The 19,585-nt window shown below is 67.8% G+C and carries 17 protein-coding genes and 1 pseudogene; 13 read left to right on the plus strand and 5 right to left on the minus strand.

All coding sequences use genetic code 11. From position 1 onward, the window contains the following. Window positions 1–251 precede the first annotated feature (251 nt). The 5 genes from HDA32_RS15095 (at window position 252) to HDA32_RS15110 (ending at window position 3,690) form a co-directional block, all read left to right on the plus strand. Window positions 252–968: a GAF and ANTAR domain-containing protein gene (locus HDA32_RS15095; RefSeq protein WP_218882470.1), complete on the plus strand. Its 717-nt coding sequence runs from the start codon at window positions 252–254 to the stop codon at window positions 966–968. A gap of 99 nt (window positions 969–1,067) precedes the next feature. Continuing rightward, window positions 1,068–1,406, plus strand: coding sequence for a Scr1 family TA system antitoxin-like transcriptional regulator (locus tag HDA32_RS30730; RefSeq protein ID WP_312863423.1), 339 nt, complete (start codon window positions 1,068–1,070; stop codon window positions 1,404–1,406). Continuing rightward, window positions 1,315–1,503 carry a DUF397 domain-containing protein gene (locus tag HDA32_RS15100; RefSeq protein WP_179643797.1) on the plus strand — a complete coding sequence of 63 codons (189 nt, stop codon included), beginning with the start codon at window positions 1,315–1,317 and terminating at the stop codon, window positions 1,501–1,503. The genes HDA32_RS30730 and HDA32_RS15100 overlap by 92 nt, the downstream gene beginning before the upstream one ends. 349 nt (window positions 1,504–1,852) lie before the next feature. After that, window positions 1,853–2,350, plus strand: a complete 498-nt coding sequence (locus HDA32_RS15105; RefSeq protein ID WP_179643798.1) for a replication initiator — start codon at window positions 1,853–1,855, stop codon at window positions 2,348–2,350. A 236-nt stretch (window positions 2,351–2,586) separates the two neighbouring features. Continuing rightward, window positions 2,587–3,690 carry a LacI family DNA-binding transcriptional regulator gene (locus HDA32_RS15110; protein WP_179643799.1) on the plus strand — a complete coding sequence of 368 codons (1,104 nt, stop codon included), beginning with the start codon at window positions 2,587–2,589 and terminating at the stop codon, window positions 3,688–3,690. A gap of 304 nt (window positions 3,691–3,994) precedes the next feature. Here the strand turns inward: HDA32_RS15110 and HDA32_RS15115 are convergent, their stop codons facing one another. Beyond that, window positions 3,995–6,046 carry a glycoside hydrolase family 3 protein gene (locus HDA32_RS15115; protein ID WP_218882471.1) on the minus strand — a complete coding sequence of 684 codons (2,052 nt, stop codon included), beginning with the start codon at window positions 6,044–6,046 and terminating at the stop codon, window positions 3,995–3,997. 278 nt (window positions 6,047–6,324) lie between these two features. On the opposite strand from HDA32_RS15115, the gene larC reads away from it, so the two are divergent. Further along, window positions 6,325–7,617, plus strand: coding sequence for a nickel pincer cofactor biosynthesis protein LarC (gene larC, locus HDA32_RS15120; RefSeq protein ID WP_218882472.1), 1,293 nt, complete (start codon window positions 6,325–6,327; stop codon window positions 7,615–7,617). An 85-nt stretch (window positions 7,618–7,702) separates the two neighbouring features. Here the strand turns inward: larC and HDA32_RS30735 are convergent. Further along, window positions 7,703–7,987 (minus strand): annotated as a pseudogene (locus HDA32_RS30735) (IS110 family transposase); the annotation flags it as partial. 88 nt (window positions 7,988–8,075) lie between these two features. Between HDA32_RS30735 and uxaC the strand changes: the two are divergent. Together uxaC and HDA32_RS15130 are read left to right on the plus strand one after the other, a co-directional pair. Continuing rightward, a complete protein-coding gene (gene uxaC, locus HDA32_RS15125; RefSeq protein WP_179643801.1) occupies window positions 8,076–9,497 on the plus strand; it encodes a glucuronate isomerase in 1,422 nt (473 codons plus the stop codon). Next, window positions 9,494–10,855, plus strand: a complete 1,362-nt coding sequence (locus HDA32_RS15130) for a mannitol dehydrogenase family protein (protein ID WP_312863198.1) — start codon at window positions 9,494–9,496, stop codon at window positions 10,853–10,855. The genes uxaC and HDA32_RS15130 overlap by 4 nt, the downstream gene beginning before the upstream one ends. Before the next feature lie 246 nt (window positions 10,856–11,101). Here HDA32_RS15130 and HDA32_RS15135 read toward each other — a convergent pair whose 3' ends face one another. From HDA32_RS15135 to HDA32_RS15145, 3 genes are read right to left on the minus strand one after another with little or no spacing between them, the layout of a single operon-like run. Beyond that, the gene (locus HDA32_RS15135; RefSeq protein ID WP_179643802.1) at window positions 11,102–12,418 is read right to left on the minus strand and encodes a TRAP transporter large permease; all 1,317 of its coding nucleotides are present in this window, start codon (window positions 12,416–12,418) and stop codon (window positions 11,102–11,104) included. Further along, window positions 12,418–12,927, minus strand: a complete 510-nt coding sequence (locus tag HDA32_RS15140) for a TRAP transporter small permease (protein ID WP_179643803.1) — start codon at window positions 12,925–12,927, stop codon at window positions 12,418–12,420. Before HDA32_RS15140 ends, HDA32_RS15135 begins: the two co-directional genes overlap by 1 nt. A gap of 34 nt (window positions 12,928–12,961) precedes the next feature. Next, window positions 12,962–13,975, minus strand: coding sequence for a TRAP transporter substrate-binding protein (locus HDA32_RS15145; protein WP_179643804.1), 1,014 nt, complete (start codon window positions 13,973–13,975; stop codon window positions 12,962–12,964). A gap of 505 nt (window positions 13,976–14,480) precedes the next feature. On the opposite strand from HDA32_RS15145, the gene HDA32_RS15150 reads away from it, so the two are divergent. The 5 genes from HDA32_RS15150 (at window position 14,481) to fmdA (ending at window position 19,522) form a co-directional block, all read left to right on the plus strand. Then, window positions 14,481–15,809: a lactate racemase domain-containing protein gene (locus HDA32_RS15150; RefSeq protein ID WP_179643805.1), complete on the plus strand. Its 1,329-nt coding sequence runs from the start codon at window positions 14,481–14,483 to the stop codon at window positions 15,807–15,809. Window positions 15,810–15,955: 146 nt separating this feature from the next. Next, window positions 15,956–16,822, plus strand: coding sequence for an ATP-dependent sacrificial sulfur transferase LarE (gene larE / locus HDA32_RS15155; RefSeq protein ID WP_246334985.1), 867 nt, complete (start codon window positions 15,956–15,958; stop codon window positions 16,820–16,822). Window positions 16,823–16,829: 7 nt separating this feature from the next. Continuing rightward, window positions 16,830–17,498 carry a nickel pincer cofactor biosynthesis protein LarB gene (larB, locus tag HDA32_RS15160; protein WP_218882474.1) on the plus strand — a complete coding sequence of 223 codons (669 nt, stop codon included), beginning with the start codon at window positions 16,830–16,832 and terminating at the stop codon, window positions 17,496–17,498. 374 nt (window positions 17,499–17,872) lie between these two features. After that, window positions 17,873–18,211: an FmdB family zinc ribbon protein gene (locus HDA32_RS32075; RefSeq protein WP_179643807.1), complete on the plus strand. Its 339-nt coding sequence runs from the start codon at window positions 17,873–17,875 to the stop codon at window positions 18,209–18,211. Window positions 18,212–18,268: 57 nt separating this feature from the next. Then, a complete protein-coding gene (gene fmdA / locus HDA32_RS15170) occupies window positions 18,269–19,522 on the plus strand; it encodes a formamidase (RefSeq protein ID WP_179643808.1) in 1,254 nt (417 codons plus the stop codon). Window positions 19,523–19,585 lie beyond the last annotated feature (63 nt).

Below are 19,585 nucleotides of genomic sequence, written 5' to 3' on the forward strand. Positions count from 1 at the left end.
AATCTGCCCTGGTGAATCCTACGGAAGGACCGCCGAGCGGCGGAAGGTATGGGTTGACTGTCTAACCCGTTCCTTGAGCGCGGCCGCTCGGCGGCCTAGTTGCTGACTCCTGACCCGTGAACGCGCAGGCGATGTGCGCCCGCTGCCAAAAGTCGGGGTGCGGTACATAAGATATGTCCGGACATGGGAGGTCTCCAGTGCGTGAAGCCGGTCCCGAGAGTGGTGCTGTCCCGCCGGATGAGGAGGGACGCATGGCTGCGGTGCGTCGCTACGACATCCTCGACACCCCACCGGATGGGACATACGACCGGGTGGCGGCGCTGGTGGCACAGACATTGCGTGTGCCGATCGCCACGGTGACGATCGTGGACGAGGACCGGATCTGGTTCAAGGCCGCTCAGGGCCTGCCCCAGGGGGTCTGCGAGACGAGCCGGGAGCCGGGGTTGTGCGCCTCGGCCATCCTGCATGGCGAATCCTATGTGGTGCCTGATGCGCTGCGGGACTCCCAAGCCCTCACCAACCCGCTGGTTCGCGGTGAATTGGGGCTGCGGTTCTACGCGGCGGCGCCGATCACCACCGCTGACGGCTTCCGCTTGGGCACGGTCAACGCCATCGACACCCGCCCCCGCAAGGCCACCGACAGGGAGCGCGGCATCTTGCGGGACTTGGCCGCGATGGTGATGGACGGATTGGAGCTGCGGCTCTCGGCGATGCGCACCGTCCAACTGGAACGCGAGCTCCAGGAGAGCAAGGAAGCCAATCTGCGCGCGGCTTTGGACTCACGGGCCGGGATCGACCAGGCCATCGGCGTCATCATGGCTCAGCAGCGCTGCGGCGCCGACGAAGCCTTCGCCTTTCTGAGCCGGGCCTCCCAGAACCGCAACGTCAAACTCCGCGACCTCGCCGCCGGGATCCTCACCCAGATCACCACCGGACCCGACCCCGCCCCCGATCCACCTGTGCGTTAAAGCCGAGCGGACAATTGCGGTGCGGCGTCGAGAGCGCGCTGGGCCGGTCGGCTCCGGGGCCGGGTGGCGCCGTCCGGGGACCGGCCGGTGCGGCGGCGTGTGCGGGGTTTTCCGCGCGGACGGGCGGCTCGAACGTCAAGCCATCCTGGCCTTGACGGAACATTCCACCTGTTCACAGTGCCTGATCAAGGACAACTGCTGTACACGGAGACCCGGATTGCTGGCTACCCGGTGGACGACCACGACGGAGCGGCTGAGTACGCTCGGGTCTTCGGGGAGCTGTGTGGTGCCGCGTTGTCCCCCTGGACCTCGCGTGAGCTGATGGAAAGGATCAGGAGCGAGCTCGATGATTGGCAAGACGTGGGAGAAGTCCTCCTACTCCAAGGGTGGTGCGGACAACTGCGTGGAGTGCCGCTCCCTCTCCCCAGCCACGGTTGATGTTCGTGACACCCAGAACCGCAGCCTCGGGCACCTTGGCTTCTCTGCTACCGAGTGGGCTTCCCTCCTTCGGGATGTGAAGGCGGACCGGCTGTAGCTCTACGGGCGCACTGTGACCCCCTCTCGGCTTGAGAGGGGGTCTTTTGTGCGCTGGGCGGGTGCGTTTCGGCCGGTTTGGTGGTTGGTGTGCTGTCCGTATTTGGTTGGGTGCCGGACTGACCTGGTGTTCTGTTCGGTTGCTGGATGTGGGGCACCTGCGGAGCTCCGATAGGGCCGGAGATCAGCCGTGCGGATGGGCTGTTTTGCCTCAGGCTTGTTCGTAGGACGGGGGTTCGACGGGCTGTGCGGGGTGGTGTGGGCGTGGAGTCGCCGGTTCAGCGGGAACTGTGGGCGCGGGTGGGGCGTGGGGATTACCGCCGGTGGCAACGGCAGGTGGAGCGGGCGCGGTGCTGTGGAATGCCCATGCCGGGGAGCTGTGGCGGCGGACGCGGATCGCGGTTGATCGGGCGCTCGCCCCGCTGGCCTCGGCGGTGCTGGGGTGCCGGGTGACGGTGGCCGGGGCGCGGGACCTGCTCAAGGTCTCCTATGTGAAGGTCGCCGAGTTCCAGAAGCGGGGCCTGGTGCATCTGCATGTGGTGCTGCGCCTGGACGGCGTGGATGCCGGTGACCGGTCGGCGGTGGTGGCTCCTCCGGCGTGGGCTTCGGCGGGCCTGCTGGCCGAAGCGGTGGAACAGGCGGTCGATGCGGTCTCGTTCGCGCTGCCCTCGCCCGACGGGGTGCTGCGGGCGGCGCATTGGGGCGCCCGACGCGACATCACGGACGTGAGTGCGAGCGGGCGCGGATGTGCTCCTGCAGCGCGGTGGCCACCCAGTCGGGCATCGGCACGGTGCGGGTCTTACCGTTCTTCGGAAGCGCGAACACGTAGTGGGGCCCGAGTTTCTTGATCTGGCGGCACACCCGGATCACCCCGCCTCGAAGTCCAGATCCTGTACTCCGAGGCGGAAGCTCGGGCGGTAAACCGCTCACAGGACGCTCTGCACCCGGGCCATTCTGATTGGGGCCCGGAGGATTCCGATTCGGTTACTCCATCGCCTTTGTGACGACAATCGGTTGTTATGGGTCACCGCGATACCTAGCATGACAGCGGTACCGGGAGGGAACGGGCCGATGGGAGGGCGCGATGGCGCAGGACCGGACGCCGAGCCGGTCTGCGACGCCGACGATCTATGATGTGGCGCGCGCCGCCGGGGTGGCGCCCTCGACCGTTTCCCGGGCGTTCTCCCGTCCGGGTCGGGTCAAGGCCGAGACAGCGGAGCGAATCCGCATGGTCGCCACGGAACTGGGATACCGCACCAACCCGCTCGCCCGGGCGCTCTCCACGACACGGACGTCGATGATCGCGCTGATCCTCTCCGATATCACCAACCCCTTTCACTTCGAGATCATCCGGGGTGCCGAGGCAGCGGCCTCCGAGGCCGGGTATACGATGCTGCTCGCCGACGCGCAGGAGTCGTACCGTTTGGAGCGGGAAGCGCTCGAGCGCACTCTGTCCACCGTCGAGGGCATCGTCATGGCCGGCTCCAGGATGTCGGGCACGGCGGTCCGGATGATCGCCAAGCAGAAGCCGGTGATCGTCCTCAACCGGGCCATGGCGGATGTACCGAGCGTGGTCACGGACAACCCTCGTGGCGCGCGCCGCGCGGTCGAGCACCTGGCAGAACTCGACCACAGGGCCATCACCTACGTCGCGGGGCCTGAGGCGTCCTGGGCCGACGGGATGCGCTGGAGGTCCATTCGCGAGGCCGGCCATGAGCTGGACCTGTCGGTGCGCAGAATCGGCCCCTACCTGCCGACTGTGGCCGGTGGCATGCGCGCGGCCGAGGACCTCGCCCGCCAGCAGACCTCCGCTGTCGTCACCTACAACGATCTGGTGGCCATCGGGCTCATGCGCGGACTGCAGACGATGAGGATCAGGATTCCCGAGGACGTCAGCGTGGTCGGTTTCGACAACATCTTCAGTGCCGACCTGGTAACCCCGGCCCTGACCACCGTGGCTGCGCCGTTGCGTGTTCTAGGCACCACTGCGGTGCGTAACCTGCTCGCCGTGGTCGGCGGCGCCCGGTCGCAGACCGGCTTGCCGGTGGTGCTGCCAACCCGCCTCGTCGTCCGTGGCTCGACCGCTCGGCGCAGCCGGAAGAGGACCTGGCCGCGTCGACCGACCGATCGCCCCGGTGACGGCGGGAATGCCATTGGGCTTCCGCGCAGAGCGCCGGAAGCCCAATGACCGTCCCAGCCCGGTGTCGACACCGGTTCGAGAGCGCCCAGATCGTGGTCATAGGCACCTCCAGCGGTCTCGCCTTCCCGGCCCAGCAGACGACCTCGCCAGCGATTCCCTACACAGCGATCAACTCGCACATCTCAATCAGTGGTCGGGGCGTCGCGGGCACCGGGCGGCCAGTCCTAAGAAGCCATCGACGGCAGGCCGCTAAAAGCCACACCCGGCACCCTGGGTGCTTGGACCCTACGACTGGCTCGCATCACCCACACCAAAGACGTAGGGACCACTGACCGTATTCGGAAAGACTCGTCTAGTCCCGATAACTCAGGCCGAAACCGTACTCATAGGTGTCGCCGATGCCGTTCACATAGGCGTAGCCGGGGCCCTCGGCGTAGCCCGGGACGTCGATCGCGTTGCTGTCGACCGCCTCCTGGTCGACCGGCACGGTCAGTGGCAGCCTGCCGGTCGGGTTGTGCTCGCCCCGAACGACGTCGACAACCGCTTCCGGCGTGACGTTGAAAGTCGCCAGTACCGCATCGGCACCCGGCTCGATCTCGCCGATCAGCCACGGGTTGGTCATGTTGATGCCCAGGATCGTGGTGTCGACCTGGTCCTGCAGGGCCAGGATCCGCTCGGCGTCGATACCGGTGTCGCTGTCCTTGCTGAGCTCGACCGAGGGCGGGTCGCCCTCCGTGTCGTCCTCGCCCCAGCTCAGGCTCGGCTGCACCCAGAGATAGCTGTGGGTGGCCTCTTCCGGATCGTCCACGAGCGTGACCGACGGGTCGTACTCGGCGATGCTCTCGGCCAGGTCGGCGCTCGCCTGCGCCGCGTCCTCCTCCTTGAAGACCTCGACGTAGAGCCTGACGTCATCGACGGCGTCGTCGGTGATCGGCAGCGCGTTCTGATCGTTGCGCATGAGCACGATGGACCTGCGGTTCGCCTCGTCGGCGAGCGCCTGGGACTCGGGATCGTCGGCGATCTCCTGGGCCAGTTCCGGGTCCACGTAGGGATTCTCGAACAGGCCGAGGTCGATCATCTCCGAGATCAGGAAGGTGATCGACTCGTCGAGGTCAGACTCCTCGACCAGGCCGGCCTCAACGGCCTCGATCAGGGGCGCCGGGTCGGAACCGCCGGAGAAGAGGTTGGTGCCCGCCTCGATGGCCTTGGCGTAGCGCTCGGGTTCGGTCAGGTCCTCCACGCCCCACGGCCGGCTGCCGATGATGCCGGTGTCACTGTTGATGTAGCCGGTGAAGCCCATCTCCTCGCGCAGCAACCCCCGCAGGATGGACTCGTTGTAGGCGAAGGCGACCTCCTCGAACTGCTGGTCCTCGGTGTACCACAGCTCTTCCGGCAACTGCACCGCGCTGCCCTCGTTCACGGGCTTGGCGTAGTAGGGCATGATCGAGGTCGTTCCCGCTTCGATCGCGGCCTCGAACGGCGCCATGTGGTAGTCGTCCATGCTGCCCTCGGTCGGGAAAACCTGGTCCTGCCCCCACTCGTGATGAGGGTCGGTGCCGTCGAGGCGCGCGCCGCCACCGGTGAAGTGCTTGGTGGTCAACGAGACGCTGCCCGCACCGAGCTCCTCGCCCTGGAAGCCCTCGACGATCGAGGTGATCATGTCCGCCGCCAGGTCGGGGTCCTCGCCGAAGGTGCCGTCGGTTCGGGTCCAGCGAGGGTCCGTGGCGACGTCCGCCATGTACATGTAGCCCTTCTGGATTCCGGAGGCGCGCCACTCCTCGGCCGCGATCTCCGCGAACTCCTTGACCAGAGCGGGGTCGCGCGTCGCCGCCAGGCCGAGCTCACCCGGCCAGACCGAGAACTGGCCGGTCGCCTCGCTGATCCCGAACTCCTGGTCGGGGTTGACGTGGTTGCGCGGGTTAGAGGTCATGACCACCGGGATGCCCAGCCTCGATGCCTCGGCGAGCTCCTGGAAATCGTTGTTGCGGATCGCCAGCTCGCCGGCCTCCGGATTGTCCCGAATGATGAAGTAGCGCAGATCGTCCTCCTGGAGACCTCCCCGGCTGCGCTCGTCATCGAGGGAGGAGATCAGCATCATGCCGGCCTTCTCCTCGAGCGTCATCCGCGAAACCAGGTCCGCAGCGCGCTCCTCGGTCGGCAGCCGCCAGTCCTCGTACGGGTCCAGCCTGCCGTTGTCGTTGAGGTCCCTGAACTCCCGTCCTTTGTCCTTGATGATGCCCTTCACCCGCGACTCGACCTCAGGAGCCTTGTGCGGGGCATGGGAGTGAGCCGGGGGCTGGTTGCCGCCGGCGTTGGAGAAGTCCGGTGCGGCGGCCGCCGGGCCGGTGAGGAGCACCGAGAGCGGCGCGGCTGCGGCGAGAAGGACAACGCCCCGTCTGCGCACGCGCCTTGAACCTTGACTCATCTTCCTGTTCTCCCTTCGAACACGGGGGAGCCGGTGCAGCGCCGGGTCTGCGGAGACACGCGTCTCCGGGGCCATGAGGGTTCCACGGGCCCACAACCCCCCATCCGACTGTGATCTGCCTCACCGGCTTGTTCGGGAGCATCACCATCTCCGCGACCCGCGATGCGGGACAACGCATTGCCATGAGTTGCCCTGCGCCATGGCCGTGGACGGAGAATCGCCCTAATATTCGGACCCGTATCGCGATCCTGGTGTGAGTGAGTCTGCGAGAAGTGGTGAACGCAACGATGACGTCGAGCCGGATGTTGTGGATCGACGCCTCCGCCGGGGTCGCCGGCGACATGCTGCTCGGCGCGCTCGTCGACGCGGGCGTGGGGCTCGACGTCCTCCAGGCCGCCGTGGATTCGGTGATCCCCGGTTCCGTGCGGCTGCGCGCCGCGCAGGTCACCCGCGCCGGGCTGCGGGCCACCAAGGTCGACGTGGACGTGCTGGTGGCCGACCCGCCCCACCGCACCTGGACGGCGATTCGCGCCCTCATCGACGGTGCCAGACTCGACGAGCCGGTTCGCGCCGCGGCCGCGGCGGCCTTCGCGCGCCTGGCCGGCGCCGAGGGACGGGTGCACGGGATCTCCCCCGAGCAGGTGCACTTCCACGAGGTCGGGGCGCTGGACGCGATCGCCGACGTCGTCGCGGCCTGCGCCGGGGTGCACGCGCTCGGGGTGAGCGCGGCGCTGTGCTCCCCTATCGCGCTCGGCTCGGGCACGATCGAGGCGCACCACGGCGTTCTGCCGGTGCCGGCGCCCGCCGCCCTGGAGCTGTCGCGCGGCTGGGACGTGGCCGCGGGCGGGTCCGGCGAGTTGGCGACGCCCACGGGCCTGGCGCTGGTGACGTCCCTCGCGTCCGGCTCGGCTCCGTTTCCCGCGATGCGCGTCGAGGTCACCGGCATCGGCGCCGGAACACGGGACGCCCCCGAACGCGCGAACGTCGTCCGGATCGCGGCCGGCCCACCCTGCGCCGGCCCGCAGGTCCACGGGGTCGCGCAGGAGTACGCGGGTCGGCGCATCGGGGACGCGGTGCTGCTTGAGGCCAACATCGACGATCTGGACCCCCGGGTCTGGCCCGAGGTCCTTGCGCACCTCATGGCCTCAGGGGCCTCCGACGCCTGGCTGACCCCGATCCTGATGAAGAAGGGCCGCCCGGCCCACACCCTGCACGTCCTGGCCGAACCGGAGGCGGCCGCGGCTCTGGGGGACGCGGTCATGGCGCACACCAGCACGCTCGGGCTGCGCCGCACGGCCGTCACCAAGGACGTCCTCGAACGGGCGTGGACGCCGCTTGCCGTGGCCGGCGGGACCGTGCGGATCAAGGTCGGCCACCGCGACGGCCGCGTGCTGCAGGTCATGCCCGAGTTCGCCGACGTGGTCGCGCTGGCGGCCGAGCGCGGCGAACCGGTCGCCGACGTCCTCCTCGTGGCCCAGGCCGCGGCGCCGGCCGCCGGCATCGAGCCGGGCGCGCCGTGGCCCGCGACGCCGGGCGAGAACCCCGCCTAGTTGCCCTGTCCCGAGAGACATCCGATCTGCCTAAGGCATCAAGCGATCGCGTGAAGTCGGGGCCTCGGGGCGGGCAACGCGGGGCTTCGTCGAAGGTCGTGCGTGCGGTGAGGCAGTGGCGCAGGTAGCCGAGCAGGCGATTGAAGAGGTTGCGCAGGATGCTGGAGTGGCGGTCCCCGGCTTCGCGGCGGCGATCATGGTGCGCTCGGGTGCCGGGTGAGTGCAGACCGGCGAACGCCCAGACGTAGCCGACCGCGGCCGGTCGCTGGTTCTTCACGCGGCGGTGCATGACGACGTGGCTGCGCCCCGAGGCCCGCGTGATGGGCGCGGAACCCGCGTAGGCCTTCAGCGCGCGGGCGCCGGCGCGCCGGTCGCTGATCAACCCGCAACGCACCGAGTCGCGGCAACTCACGGCAATCGATGGCTGCCGCGCCGGCGTCGCCACCAAACTCGTTGCCATGTCAGTCCACCACGCTCCGCTCGCCCTGCACCCCGACCGGCTGCTGCCCGCGGATCCGGGTGTCCTTGCGATCGCCCGTCGGCTCTATGGCGCAGTGCGCGATCTCCCGATCATCTCTCCGCACGGGCATGTCGATCCCCGGATGCTGCTCGACAATGTGCCGTTCAGCGATCCGGCCGCGCTGTTTGTGACCCCCGACCACTACGTGACTCGTCTGCTGCACGCCTCCGGAGTACCACTGGATGTCCTGGGGGTCGGCCGGGGCCCACTCTCCGAGGACTCGGCACGGGAGGCGTGGCGTCAGCTGTGCTCGCACTGGGACGTTTTCCGCGGAACGCCGGTGAGGTACTGGCTGGAGTCCGAACTCGCCGAGATCTTCGACGTCGCGGTCCGCCCCTCGGCTCACAGCGCCGATGCCATCTACGACCACCTCGCCGAGCGGTTGGTCCATGACGCCTACCATCCGCGCGCGCTGTTCGACCGATTCCGGATCTCGGTGCTCGCCACGACCGATGACCCCTGCGACGACCTGTCGGCACACACCGGACTGGCGGCGGACCCGGCCTGGTCCGGCCGGGTCATCCCCACGTTCCGTCCGGACCGCTACCTCGAAGTCGTCCGGCCCGGATGGGCCGGGGCCGTTGCCCGCCTGGGTGACGTCGCGGATGTGGACACCGGCACCTACCCGGGTTGGGTCACCGCCATGGAGCTGCGGCGCCGGTATTTCATCGAGCACGGCGCCACTTCGGCGGATCACAGCCACGAGGACGTGCGCACCGATCCGCTCGATTCCGGCGAAGCCGACCGGATCCACCGCGCCGCGCTGGCGGGTACCGCGACGCGGGCCGAATCCGTGGCGTTGCGACGGCACATGCTGCTCGAGATGGCTCGGATGTCCACCGAGGACGGCCTGGTGATGACGCTGCACCCGGGTGTGCGGCGCGGACACCACCGGCCCACGCTGGAGGCGTACGGGTCCGACACGGGTCACGACATCCCGTTGCGCGGCGACTTCACCGATCCGCTACGGCCGCTGCTGGAGCGGTTCGGTACCCATCCCAACCTGCATCTGGTGCTGTTCACCGTCGATGAGACGGTCTTCTCCAGGGAACTGGCACCGCTGTCCGGTTTCTATCCGTCGGTCTACGTCGGGGCGCCGTGGTGGTTCCTTGACGCCCCTGATGCGATTCGCCGCTACCGCTCCGCGATCTCCGAGACCACCGGGTTCTCACGGACTTCGGGCTTCATCGACGACACCCGGGCGTTCTGCTCCATCCCGGCCCGCCATGACATGTCCCGCCGTCTGGACAGCGGCTACCTCGCGCAACTGGTCGCCGAGTACCGACTCGACGAGGACGAGGCCCTCGAAACGATCACCGACCTCGTCAACGGGCGCCCCCGGGAGGTGTTCAAACTGTGAGCGGACTCAGCAGGCGCGGGGCTGCACCCACCGTGCGCCACGTACACCTGGGTCTGGGAAACTTCTTCCGCGCCCACCAGGCCTGGTACACCAGCCGCGCGCCGGACGCAACGCAGTGGGGCATCGCCGCCTTCACCGGCCGCACGCCCGGCCTCGTGGACGCGCTCACCGCGCAGGACGGCCTGTACACCCTGGTCACCCGGTCCGGCGACGGCGACGGGTTCGAGGTCGTCGACAGCATCGCACGGGTGTTTCCCGCGAGTGACCACGCGGCATGGCTGGGGTACCTGAAGGATCCCCGGGTCCGGGTCGTCACCATGACCGTCACCGAGGCCGGTTACCTGCGCGGCGCCGACGGCGGTCTCGATGTCGACCGGCCCGAGGTTCGCGCGGACGTGGACGCGCTCCGTACCGCTCCCTCCAGCCCGGTGCGCACGGCACCGGCCAAGCTGGTGGCCGGACTCGCCGCCCGCTGCCGCGCCGATGCGGGGCCGCTGACACTGGTGCCGTGCGACAACCTGCCCGGCAACGGTGCCGTCACCGCCCGGATCGTGCGTGAGTTCGCACAGTTCGTCGACCCGGGACTGCCCGGCCGGCTCGAGGAGAGCGTTTCTTACGTGACGACGGTGGTCGACCGGATCACGCCCAGGCCCATCGCCGCGGACGTGGCCGCCGTCGGGGCCGCCACCGGGGCCGACGACCATGCTCCTGTGGTCACCGAGCCCTTCACCGAATGGGTGCTCAGCGGCGATTTCGCGGCCGGTCGGCCTCAGTGGGAGGACGCCGGCGCAGCCTTCGTCCACGACATCGGCCCCTTCGAGGAGCGCAAGCTGTGGTTGCTCAACGGAGCCCACTCACTGCTCGCCTACACCGCTTCGCTCCGCGGGCACGTCACCGTGTCCGACGCGATGACCGATGAGACGTGCCGCGCGTGGCTCGAGCAGTGGTGGAACGAGGCGTCCAGGCACCTGAACCTGCCCGACACCGACATCGCCGCCTACCGCGCGGCGCTGATCGACCGGTTCGCGAATCCACGGATGCGCCACCGGCTGGACCAGATCGCCACCGACGGTTCACAGAAACTGCCGGTCCGCCTGCTGCCGGTGCTGCGCCTGGAGCGGGCCGCGGGCCGGGTGCCGCTGGGGACCACCCGCGCGTTGGCCGCCTGGGTGTGCCACCTGCGCGGGAGCGGGGGCTCGGTCAACGATGTACGGTCCGCCGATATCGGACCGCTGACCGCCGGCCCTCTGACCGACGCCGTGCGCACGGTACTCGGTGCGCTGGATCCCGCCCTGGCCGCCGACAGCGCCGTGGTCAACGCGGTCACCGTGCAGGCTTGCGAAATCGCCCCGCGGTGAACGCGCCCGGCGCTGCCGTCGGCTTGGCTCACCGTCGGTTCCAGCGGTCTTCCCGTCTGATACCTGGCCAAGGCGCTGTGCCTGTCCTCTGAGGGGTTCCCCGAACTCCACTGCAGCGGGGACGGGCCCGCGCCGCACCGGTTCACTCTTCGCCCGGCGATGCCGGGGCCGCCCCTGCCTTCCCCGGGCGGCCCCGGCACGCGGTTCCTGTGCTGCTCCCCCAGATCGACGGGATTCAGGAGAGGGTTATCCGCCCCCGTCCACCAGGCCGAGCACCGTGGGCAGCCACATGGAGACCTCCGGGACGAAGACCACGATGAACAGCATCACGAGCAAGGCGGCGAAGAACGGCACGAGCCTGCGAACGACGCTCTCGATCCGCAGTTCCGCGACCCGGGCGCCGATGAAGAGCACGTTGCCCACCGGCGGGGTGATCGTGCCGACGCACAGGTTGAACACGATCACGGTTCCGAAATGGATCGGGTCGATCCCGAAATCGACGGCGATCGGCAGGAAGATCGGGGTGAAGATCAGGATCGCCGGTGTCGGGTCCATGAAGGTTCCCACCACCAGCAGGATCACCATCATGAGGATCAGGACGGTCGTGGGGTTGTCGGTCAGCCCCAGGAGCAGGTCGGAGATGAGGTTGGGGATCCGCGCGAAGGACATCACCCAGGACATCGCTGAGGAGACGCCGACCAGGAGCATGACGATCGCCGTTGTCCTGGTGGCCTCCAGGAGGATGCCAGGTAGGTCCTTCACCTTGAGCATCCGGTAGGCGAATCCCAGCACCAGGCAGTAGAGCACCGCGATCGCGGCCGATTCCGTCGGTGTGAAGACGCCGGCCAGGATGCCGCCGACGACGATGACGATCATCAGCAGGGACGGGACGGCCCTCCAGATGGTCAGCAACGCCTGTGCGAACGTCACGCGGCCGACGGCCCTGAGTTCGGGCCGCTTCCTGGCGTGCAGGTACACCATGGTCATGCAGGCCAGTGTCCAGAGAATGCCCGGTCCGTACCCGGCCAGGAACAGGGCTGCAACCGAGGTGCTGCTGACCAGCGAGTAGACGATGAACGTGTTGCTCGGTGGAATCAGCATGCCCGAGGGTGCCGAAGCGACGTTGACCGCCGCGGAGAAGTCCCGTTCGTACCCCTCCTGCTCCTGTCGCGGCGCCATGGCGCTGCCGACGGCCGCTGCCGAAGCCACCGCCGCCCCGCTGACCGATCCGAACATGGCGTTGGCCATCACGTTGGTCTGGGCCAGTGAGCCCGGCATCCGGCCCACGAGCACCTTGGCGGCGTCGACGAGTCGGCCGGCGATACCTCCGTTGTTCATCAGCACGCCCGCCAGGACGAAGAAGGGGATCGCCAGGAGCGTGAACGAGTTGATGCCGGTGAATACGCGCTGGGAGGTCGTGAGCGAGGCGTTTTCGGCGCCCAGGATCGCGATCGTCGCCACGGCGGAGGGAAGCCCGATGGCGACGGCGATCGGCACGCCGAGAGCGAGGAGAACGACGATTCCGATGAGCAGGATGAGCCCTGCGAGCGTTGCCGGATCCATTACTCCAGAGCTCCCGGGGTGTCGTGCCCTCCGATCGCGGGTTCTTTACGGCGCAGTACCAATACCACGTGATAGACGGCGTAGAACGTGATGATCATCCCGGTGATCGGCATGACCAGGTAGAGCGGGCCGACCTGGACGGGCAGGCTCGTGAGGTCGGTTTCCCAGGCGAGTCGCGAGGCACGCCACCCACCCCAGACCAGCACCACCACGGCGAACGCGGTGATGGCCAACTGGACGACGACGGCGATCACACGCTGCACGCCTTCGGCGAGCTTGCGGACGATGAAGTCCACTGCGATGTGCCCCCGCTCCGAGAATACGAGCGCGGCACCGAACAGTCCGAGCCAGACGAACACGTACCTGGAGAGTTCCTCGGACCAGCCGCTGGGAGCGTTGAGGACCTGCCTGGTGAACACCTGCCACGAGACCGTCAGGACGAGAACCGTGAAGAGGACCACACAGGCTGCTGCGAGGATCTTGTCAAGGGCCTCCTTCACCGCACGCATGTCCGACCTCCTGACCTTGACACCTGTGGTCTGTTCATTCAGCGGCGGCCCGGGTGGTCTCGTACAGTTCGCGGATGGTGTCGCTGGTCAGCGACTGGTCGACGAGCGGCTCGACGGCCGCACGGAACGTCTCATCGTCCACATCGTTGAACTGCACGCCGGCGGCCTCAGCCTCCGCGATCGCCTCGTCGGTCGCCCCGGTCCAAAGCTCTGTGTGCTCGCCGATTGCGGCGCTCCACTCCGCATCGAAGACGGCGCGATCCGCCTCTGACATGTCCGCCAGCCGTTCAGTGCTCATCACCAGGTAGTCGGGGACGATCAGATGCTCCGTCCGGGCGAAGTATCCGGCAACCTCGTAGTGCTTCTGGGTCATGTAGGAGACTTCGTTGTTCTCCGCGCCGTCGAGGACCCCGGACTGCAGGGCCGTGTAGACCTCGCCGTAGGCCATGGGAGTGGCCGAACCGCCCATCCGCTCGATCATCTCGGTGTGGATGGGGCTCTCCTGCACCCGGATCTTCATCCCGTCCAGATCCGCGGGCTCGGTGATCGGCCCTTCGGACGTGTAGATGTTTCGGGTTCCGGCCGTTAAGCCGCCGAGCACCGAGATGTTCTGGTCCTCGAGTGAGGAGTAGAGATCGCCGGTGATATCCGGGTTGTTGATGACGTTCATCTGATGGTCGATGGAGTCGAAGACCAGGGGGAGGTTGAAGGCGACGAACTCCTCATTGAGGTTCTCAAGCTGGGGGCCGGCGACGATGGCCATGTCGACGGTGTCCGCGCCGACCAACTGGAGGGCCTCCTGCTGGGCGCCGAGCGTCTCGTTGGCGTAGACCTCGATGCCCCACCGTCCGTCGGTGCCCTCGGTCAGCCGGTTTCCGAAGTCTTCCAGCGCGATGAAGGAGGGGTGTTCCTCGGTCTGGTTCAATGCCAGTCGCAGCGTGCCTCCACCACCGGCGGCTCCGCTGCCACCGCCGCACCCGGTCAGCGCCAGTGCCGTCGCACCGACCACTGCCGCGATCGAAAGGGCCCTATCATGGTTGTGCCTCATGGTGATCCCTCTCCTGCTCACCGCGTGAGCCGTCTGGTTCCACTCATCCGGGCGAACCTGCGTTTCACTCCGGAGGAGCCCGTACCGATGTTCTGTTGTGCACCCGGCCAGACCGCTGCGGTGGCCGAGTGATCCATGAATAGCGGGGTGAGGATCCCCGGTGCGCCGGTCGGACCGGACCGACTTCTCTGCCGACCGGTTGTCGCACAACACACGGAATCTTCGCTGATGTGTCCACACGATGCCGCGCCAGGAGCGAGACGAGTCACATTGAGGCAGCGCGCCACGATGAGAGGCAACTGATTGCCACCAATTGCCTCGACCAGAAAGTGAGTCGCGTCACAGGGGGTGCGCACTGCTCAACGCTGACGACGAAAGGCCCGACGAGTTCGGCGTGGGGTCCATAATCCGCCATGCTCGCGGAACGACCGGCTGAGGCCAATCGGTTGCCACCACTTGCCGCGCGGTGTTGCCCGGATCACAGCAGGAAAGGCACAGTGGCCGGATGGACACCTCGAGCAGCGGCGCCGCAGCCTCCGACGTGACCGGAACGGCCGCGGCGGCCGACATCCTCGGCGGACCCGACGTCACGCTGGACGCCGAGCACGTCCGCGACTTCGTCACGACCCGGCTCCAGGGTGCGGACCTCACCGGGCGGAGCGTCGCCGTGATCGTTCCCGACGCGACCCGCAGCTGCCCGCTACCGCTCCTGCTCGGCGCGGTGCACGACGCGCTGCACGGGCGTGCCTCGCGGATCACCGTGGTGATCGCACTGGGCACCCACGCGGCGATGTCCGACACCGAGATCGAGCGCCATCTCGGGGTGGCCCCCGGCGGGCTGGCGGATCGGTATCCCGGTGCCACGATCGTCAACCACGAGTGGTGGGATCCGGCCACGTTCGAAACGCTCGGCACGATCGGCGCCGATCGCCTCGCCGAGCTCTCCGGCGGGCTACTCCGGCGTGAGATCGAGGTCAAGATCAACCGCGTCGTCGTCGACCACGACGTGACTCTGATCCTCGGGCCGGTGTTCCCGCACGAGGTGGTCGGTTTCTCCGGGGGCACCAAGTACCTGTTCCCGGGGATCGCAGGCCAGGAGATCATCGACGTCTCGCATTGGCTCGGCGCGCTGATCACGAGCGCGGAGATCATCGGCACTCGCGGCACCACCCCCGTGCGCGCTCTGATCAACGAGGCCGCGGCGCACGTGCCCGGACGGTTGCTCGCGCTGTGCGTCGTGGCGCGGTCCGGCACCGGCGCGCTGCACTCGATCGCCTTCGGACACCCGCTCGACGCCTGGGCCGCCGCGTCAGACGTCTCAGCCGAAGTGCACGTGCGGTACCTGACCGAGCCGGTGCGCCGCGTCCTGTCCATCATCCCCGAGCGCTATCTCGACATCTGGACCGCAGCCAAGGGGTTCTACAAGGTCGAACCGATCGTCGCCGACGGAGGCGAGGTCGTGCTCTACGCGCCCCATATCACCGAGATCAGCCAGACCCATCCGGAGATCCATGAGATCGGCTATCACTGCCGGGACTACTTCGTGAAGCAGTGGAACCGGTTCTCAAGTGTGCACTGGGGCGTACTCGCGCACTCGACCCACCTGCGCGGAGCGGGAACCTACGACGAGGCGCACGGCGAACGCTGCCGGGTCGACGTCACTCTTGCGACCGGGATCCCCGAAGAGGTCGTCCGGGCCGTGGACCTCGGCTACCTGGATCCGGCATCCGTCGACGTCGCCGCATGGGAGACGGATCCCGAGGCGCTCGTCGTGCCCCAGGCAGGAGAGGTCCTCCTCCGGCTGCGGCCGCCGCTTCCCCCGCATCCCGGATAATCGCGGAGAAGAACGGGTTCGTGCCCGCGGAGTCGCTGACGGACTCGTGGCCTCTTCGGCGCCCACACCTACGGCCGGATCGATCGCGGGGAGGGATTCTTCCGCACATCATGGCCGGCGGACCGGACAGAGGAGAAGCAGTGAACATGATGTCCTTGGCATCGTTGCCGACGGCGGATCGGCGCATGGTCGAGCGGCTCGCCGCGGACCTCGGGAGCGGCTCCGCCGGCTCGGGACGGATCGGCGTGGCCTTCTCCGGAGGTGTCGACTCCTCCGTACTGCTCGCACTGGCGGTGTACGCGCTCGGCCGCGCACGGACCGTCGCCGTCCTCGGCGTCTCCCCCAGCCTTGCCGCCGAGGAGTGGAGGCAAGCCCGCGATGTCGCGCACTTCGTGGGGGTGCCGCTGATCGAGGTGGAGACCCGGGAGCAGGAGCGTCTCGACTACCGGCGCAACGGCCCCGACCGCTGCTTTCACTGCAAGGATGAGCTGTTCACGCGGATTTCGCACGAGGTCGTCGCAGAGCACGGGCTGACAGCGGTCGCCTACGGCGAGAACGCCGACGATGCCCGGCGCCCCGACCGACCGGGCGCGCGGGCCGCCACGGACCACGCGGTGCTCCGCCCGCTCGCCGACGCCGGAATCGACAAGGCGGCGGTCAGGCGCATCGCACGGGCCCTCGCGCTGCCGTGCGCAGACAAGCCCGCCGCGCCCTGCCTGGCCTCACGGATCCCACACTTCTCCGACGTCACGCCGGAGAAGCTCGCCCAGGTAGAGACGGCTGAGGCCGAGTTGCGCCGCCTCGGCCTGGAGGACCTTCGGGTACGCCACCATGGCGATGTCGCCCGGCTGGAGGTGCCGATCGCCAACATCGTAGCCGTGGCCGGCGACCCGCTACGCGAGAAGGTGCTGCGGGCCGTGCGCTCGGCGGGATTCCGGTTCGTCGCCCTTGATCTCGCGGGCATCCAGTCCGGTGCCTTCACCCTCCCGTTGGCGGGCGCCGCCGGTGACTGAGGAGTGGGTGCCGACCGAACCGCTCTCGGCGTTCGCCGACCTCGATTACGACCGGGCCGTGCGGCGCGGTTTTCCCGAGGCGGTGTTCTGCGAGGGCAAGGCCACTGAACAGGTTCGAACCATCGCTGCTGACATCCGCACGCGCAGAGCCCGCACGTTGTTCACCCGTGTGCTGCCCGAGCAGGTGGAACCACTACTCGCGGAACTGCCCGGCGCCCGGCACGTGACCGACGCGCGGATCATCGCGTGGCCCGGTGAACCACCCGAACCCACTGGCGGGCTCGTGGTCGTCCTCGCGGCGGGTACGTCGGACCGGCCGGTCGCACGCGAGGCAGCCATGACGGCCGAGTATCTCGGCAGGGCGTGTGAGTTGGTCGTCGACGTCGGCGTCGCAGGACTGCACCGCATGCTGGCGCATCTCAAGTTGCTGCGCCGGGCACGGGCGATCGTGGTGGTCGCTGGGATGGACGGCGCGCTGCCCGGAGTGGTCGCAGGCCTGGTCTCCGCACCCGTGGTCGCCGTACCGACATCGGTCGGATACGGCGCGGCCTTCGGCGGTTTGGCCCCGCTGCTGACCATGTTGAACGCGTGCGCACCCGGCGTCGCGGTGGTCAACATCGATAACGGCTACGGCGGCGGCCACATGGCCGCCCAGATCGCCGCGCCCAATCTTTGATCTCGGACCCTGACTGATGCTTGACGATCGGGTTCGCGCAGGGGGCCGGCTGTCGCAGTGCGCGCAGCGCCGACGGCATAGCTATGGACCAACCGTGAATGCGGCCGGGCGGCACCGGTCCGCGTCGCGGCCCCGATGGGTGACCGCACAGGCGCCGAAGTCGACCTGAGTCCCCCTGGGCGACCATATTTCACCTCAGGATTCACAATCCTTTACGTGCTGTTTCACATTGCCGCCTTTGCGCCTCGTTGACATTCATCACCATTCGAAGTAACTTCTCGTGGAAATGCATAAATCTTCTCAGGACAGAGAGGTCAACGTAGCAGCGAAACGCCGAATTTTCGGCGCATACACGAGCCGAAGTGGGGGGCCGTATGCCCGTGTACGAATATCGATGTACCCGATGCGCCCTTCTTGAGATTCGGTATCCCATCGGTTCCGCTCCGGAGACAGATCAATGTCCTACGTGCGGAGGAGAAGCGCGGAGAGTGTTTTCGCCGCCCTATCTCAACCACACGCCACGTCCGGTCGCGGCGGCGCTTGACCGGGCGCACAAGAGCGCTTACGAGCCGGAGGTGATCAGGCGAGAACCCTCCGGCGGCAGCCAGGAGGAACAACGGTCCGCGGTAAGCCCGGACGCCAAGAAGCTAGTCGGGGAAAAAGCCTGGACAAAGCTCAGGGAAACGCGGCATCCGGCAGCCCCGTCCAGGTGAACGGGTTATAGGTCGCACCGGCGGCCGGGAATATTCTCACTGCTCGTTGGAGAAGCAATGCCTGACGTGGTATTCAAAGTCGACCAATCGAAATCGATGTGGCATCAGGAGGCCCCCGGGCACAATCGCTGGCATCCCGACATTCCTGCTGTGGCCCAAGTCCGGCCGGGCGACGAGTTCAGGGTTGAATGCCGCGAGTGGACGGACGGGCAGATCAAGAACTCTGACTCCGCCAACGACGTCCGTGACGTGGTCCTCGACCGGTGCCACGTGCTCAGCGGCCCCATCGCGGTCGAAGGGGCCGAACCCGGCGACCTGCTCGTGGTCGACATTCTGGACCTGGGCGCCGTCCCCCAAGAAGTGGGGCCCGCGGCGGGCCAGGGGTGGGGGTACACCGGAGTCTTCGCCAAGGACAACGGGGGAGGATTCCTCACCGACTCCTTCCCCAACGCGCTCAAGGCGATCTGGGACTTCCACGGCCAGCAGGCGACGTCGCGCCACCTGCCCGGAATCAGGTACACCGGGATCACCCACCCCGGCCTGTTCGGGACAGCGCCGTCCGCCGAGCTCCTGGCGAGATGGAACGAGAGGGAACGCGCGCTCATCTCCACGAACCCGGATCGCGTACCGCCGCTGGCCCTGCCGCCCAACACCAACGAGGTCCTGGCCGGACGGTTGAGACAGGGGTCATCGGAATTCGACAGGGTCGCGAACGAGGGGGCGCGTACCGTTCCCGCCCGCGAGCAGGGCGGGAACCACGACATCAAGAACTTCACGCGGGGAAGTCGAGTCTTCTACCCCGTCTTCGTGCCCGGAGGCAATCTCTCAGGAGGCGATCTCCACTTCAGTCAGGGCGACGGTGAAATCACCTTCTGCGGCGCCATCGAGATGGGGGGATACATCGACTTCGCGGTCGACCTCGTCAAAGGCGGCATGGAGAAGTACGGGATCACCAGGAACCCGGTATTCATGCCGGGTAACGTCGAGCCGAGGTACTCGGAGTTCATGTCGTTCATCGGTGTTTCGGTGGACCACGAGTCCAACACCAACTACTACATGGACGCGACGGTCGCCTACCGGAACGCGTGCCTCAACGCGATCGACTATCTCAAGCAGTTCGGATACACGGGCGAGCAGGCGTACTTGCTGCTCGGATCGGCGCCGCTCGAGGGCCGTATCAGCGGTATCGTCGACATCCCGAACGCCTGCTGCTCACTGTATCTACCGACGGAGATCTTCGATTTCGACGTCCGTCCAGGCGCGGAGGGGCCGGCGAAGGCTGACCGCGGACAGGTGGCGACCACTTCCTGAACGCCGCCGCGGTCCTCGCCGGCGGGCATATGAACGTTCCTTGGAGAACTGCTGGGTATGGGT

Source organism: Spinactinospora alkalitolerans (assembly GCF_013408795.1).
GTDB classification, from domain to species: domain Bacteria; phylum Actinomycetota; class Actinomycetes; order Streptosporangiales; family Streptosporangiaceae; genus Spinactinospora; species Spinactinospora alkalitolerans.

Coding starts and splice junctions, on each gene's coding strand:
- HDA32_RS15095 (WP_218882470.1), top strand. CDS start 252: ATGGCTGCGGTGCGTCGCTACGACATCCTCGACACCCCACCGGATGGG.
- HDA32_RS15100 (WP_179643797.1), top strand. CDS start 1,315: ATGATTGGCAAGACGTGGGAGAAGTCCTCCTACTCCAAGGGTGGTGCG.
- HDA32_RS15110 (WP_179643799.1), top strand. CDS start 2,587: ATGGCGCAGGACCGGACGCCGAGCCGGTCTGCGACGCCGACGATCTAT.
- uxaC (WP_179643801.1), top strand. CDS start 8,076: ATGTCAGTCCACCACGCTCCGCTCGCCCTGCACCCCGACCGGCTGCTG.
- HDA32_RS15135 (WP_179643802.1), bottom strand. CDS start 12,418: ATGGATCCGGCAACGCTCGCAGGGCTCATCCTGCTCATCGGAATCGTC.
- HDA32_RS15140 (WP_179643803.1), bottom strand. CDS start 12,927: ATGCGTGCGGTGAAGGAGGCCCTTGACAAGATCCTCGCAGCAGCCTGT.
- HDA32_RS15145 (WP_179643804.1), bottom strand. CDS start 13,975: ATGAGGCACAACCATGATAGGGCCCTTTCGATCGCGGCAGTGGTCGGT.
- HDA32_RS15150 (WP_179643805.1), top strand. CDS start 14,481: ATGGACACCTCGAGCAGCGGCGCCGCAGCCTCCGACGTGACCGGAACG.
- larE (WP_246334985.1), top strand. CDS start 15,956: ATGATGTCCTTGGCATCGTTGCCGACGGCGGATCGGCGCATGGTCGAG.
- HDA32_RS32075 (WP_179643807.1), top strand. CDS start 17,873: ATGCCCGTGTACGAATATCGATGTACCCGATGCGCCCTTCTTGAGATT.
- fmdA (WP_179643808.1), top strand. CDS start 18,269: ATGCCTGACGTGGTATTCAAAGTCGACCAATCGAAATCGATGTGGCAT.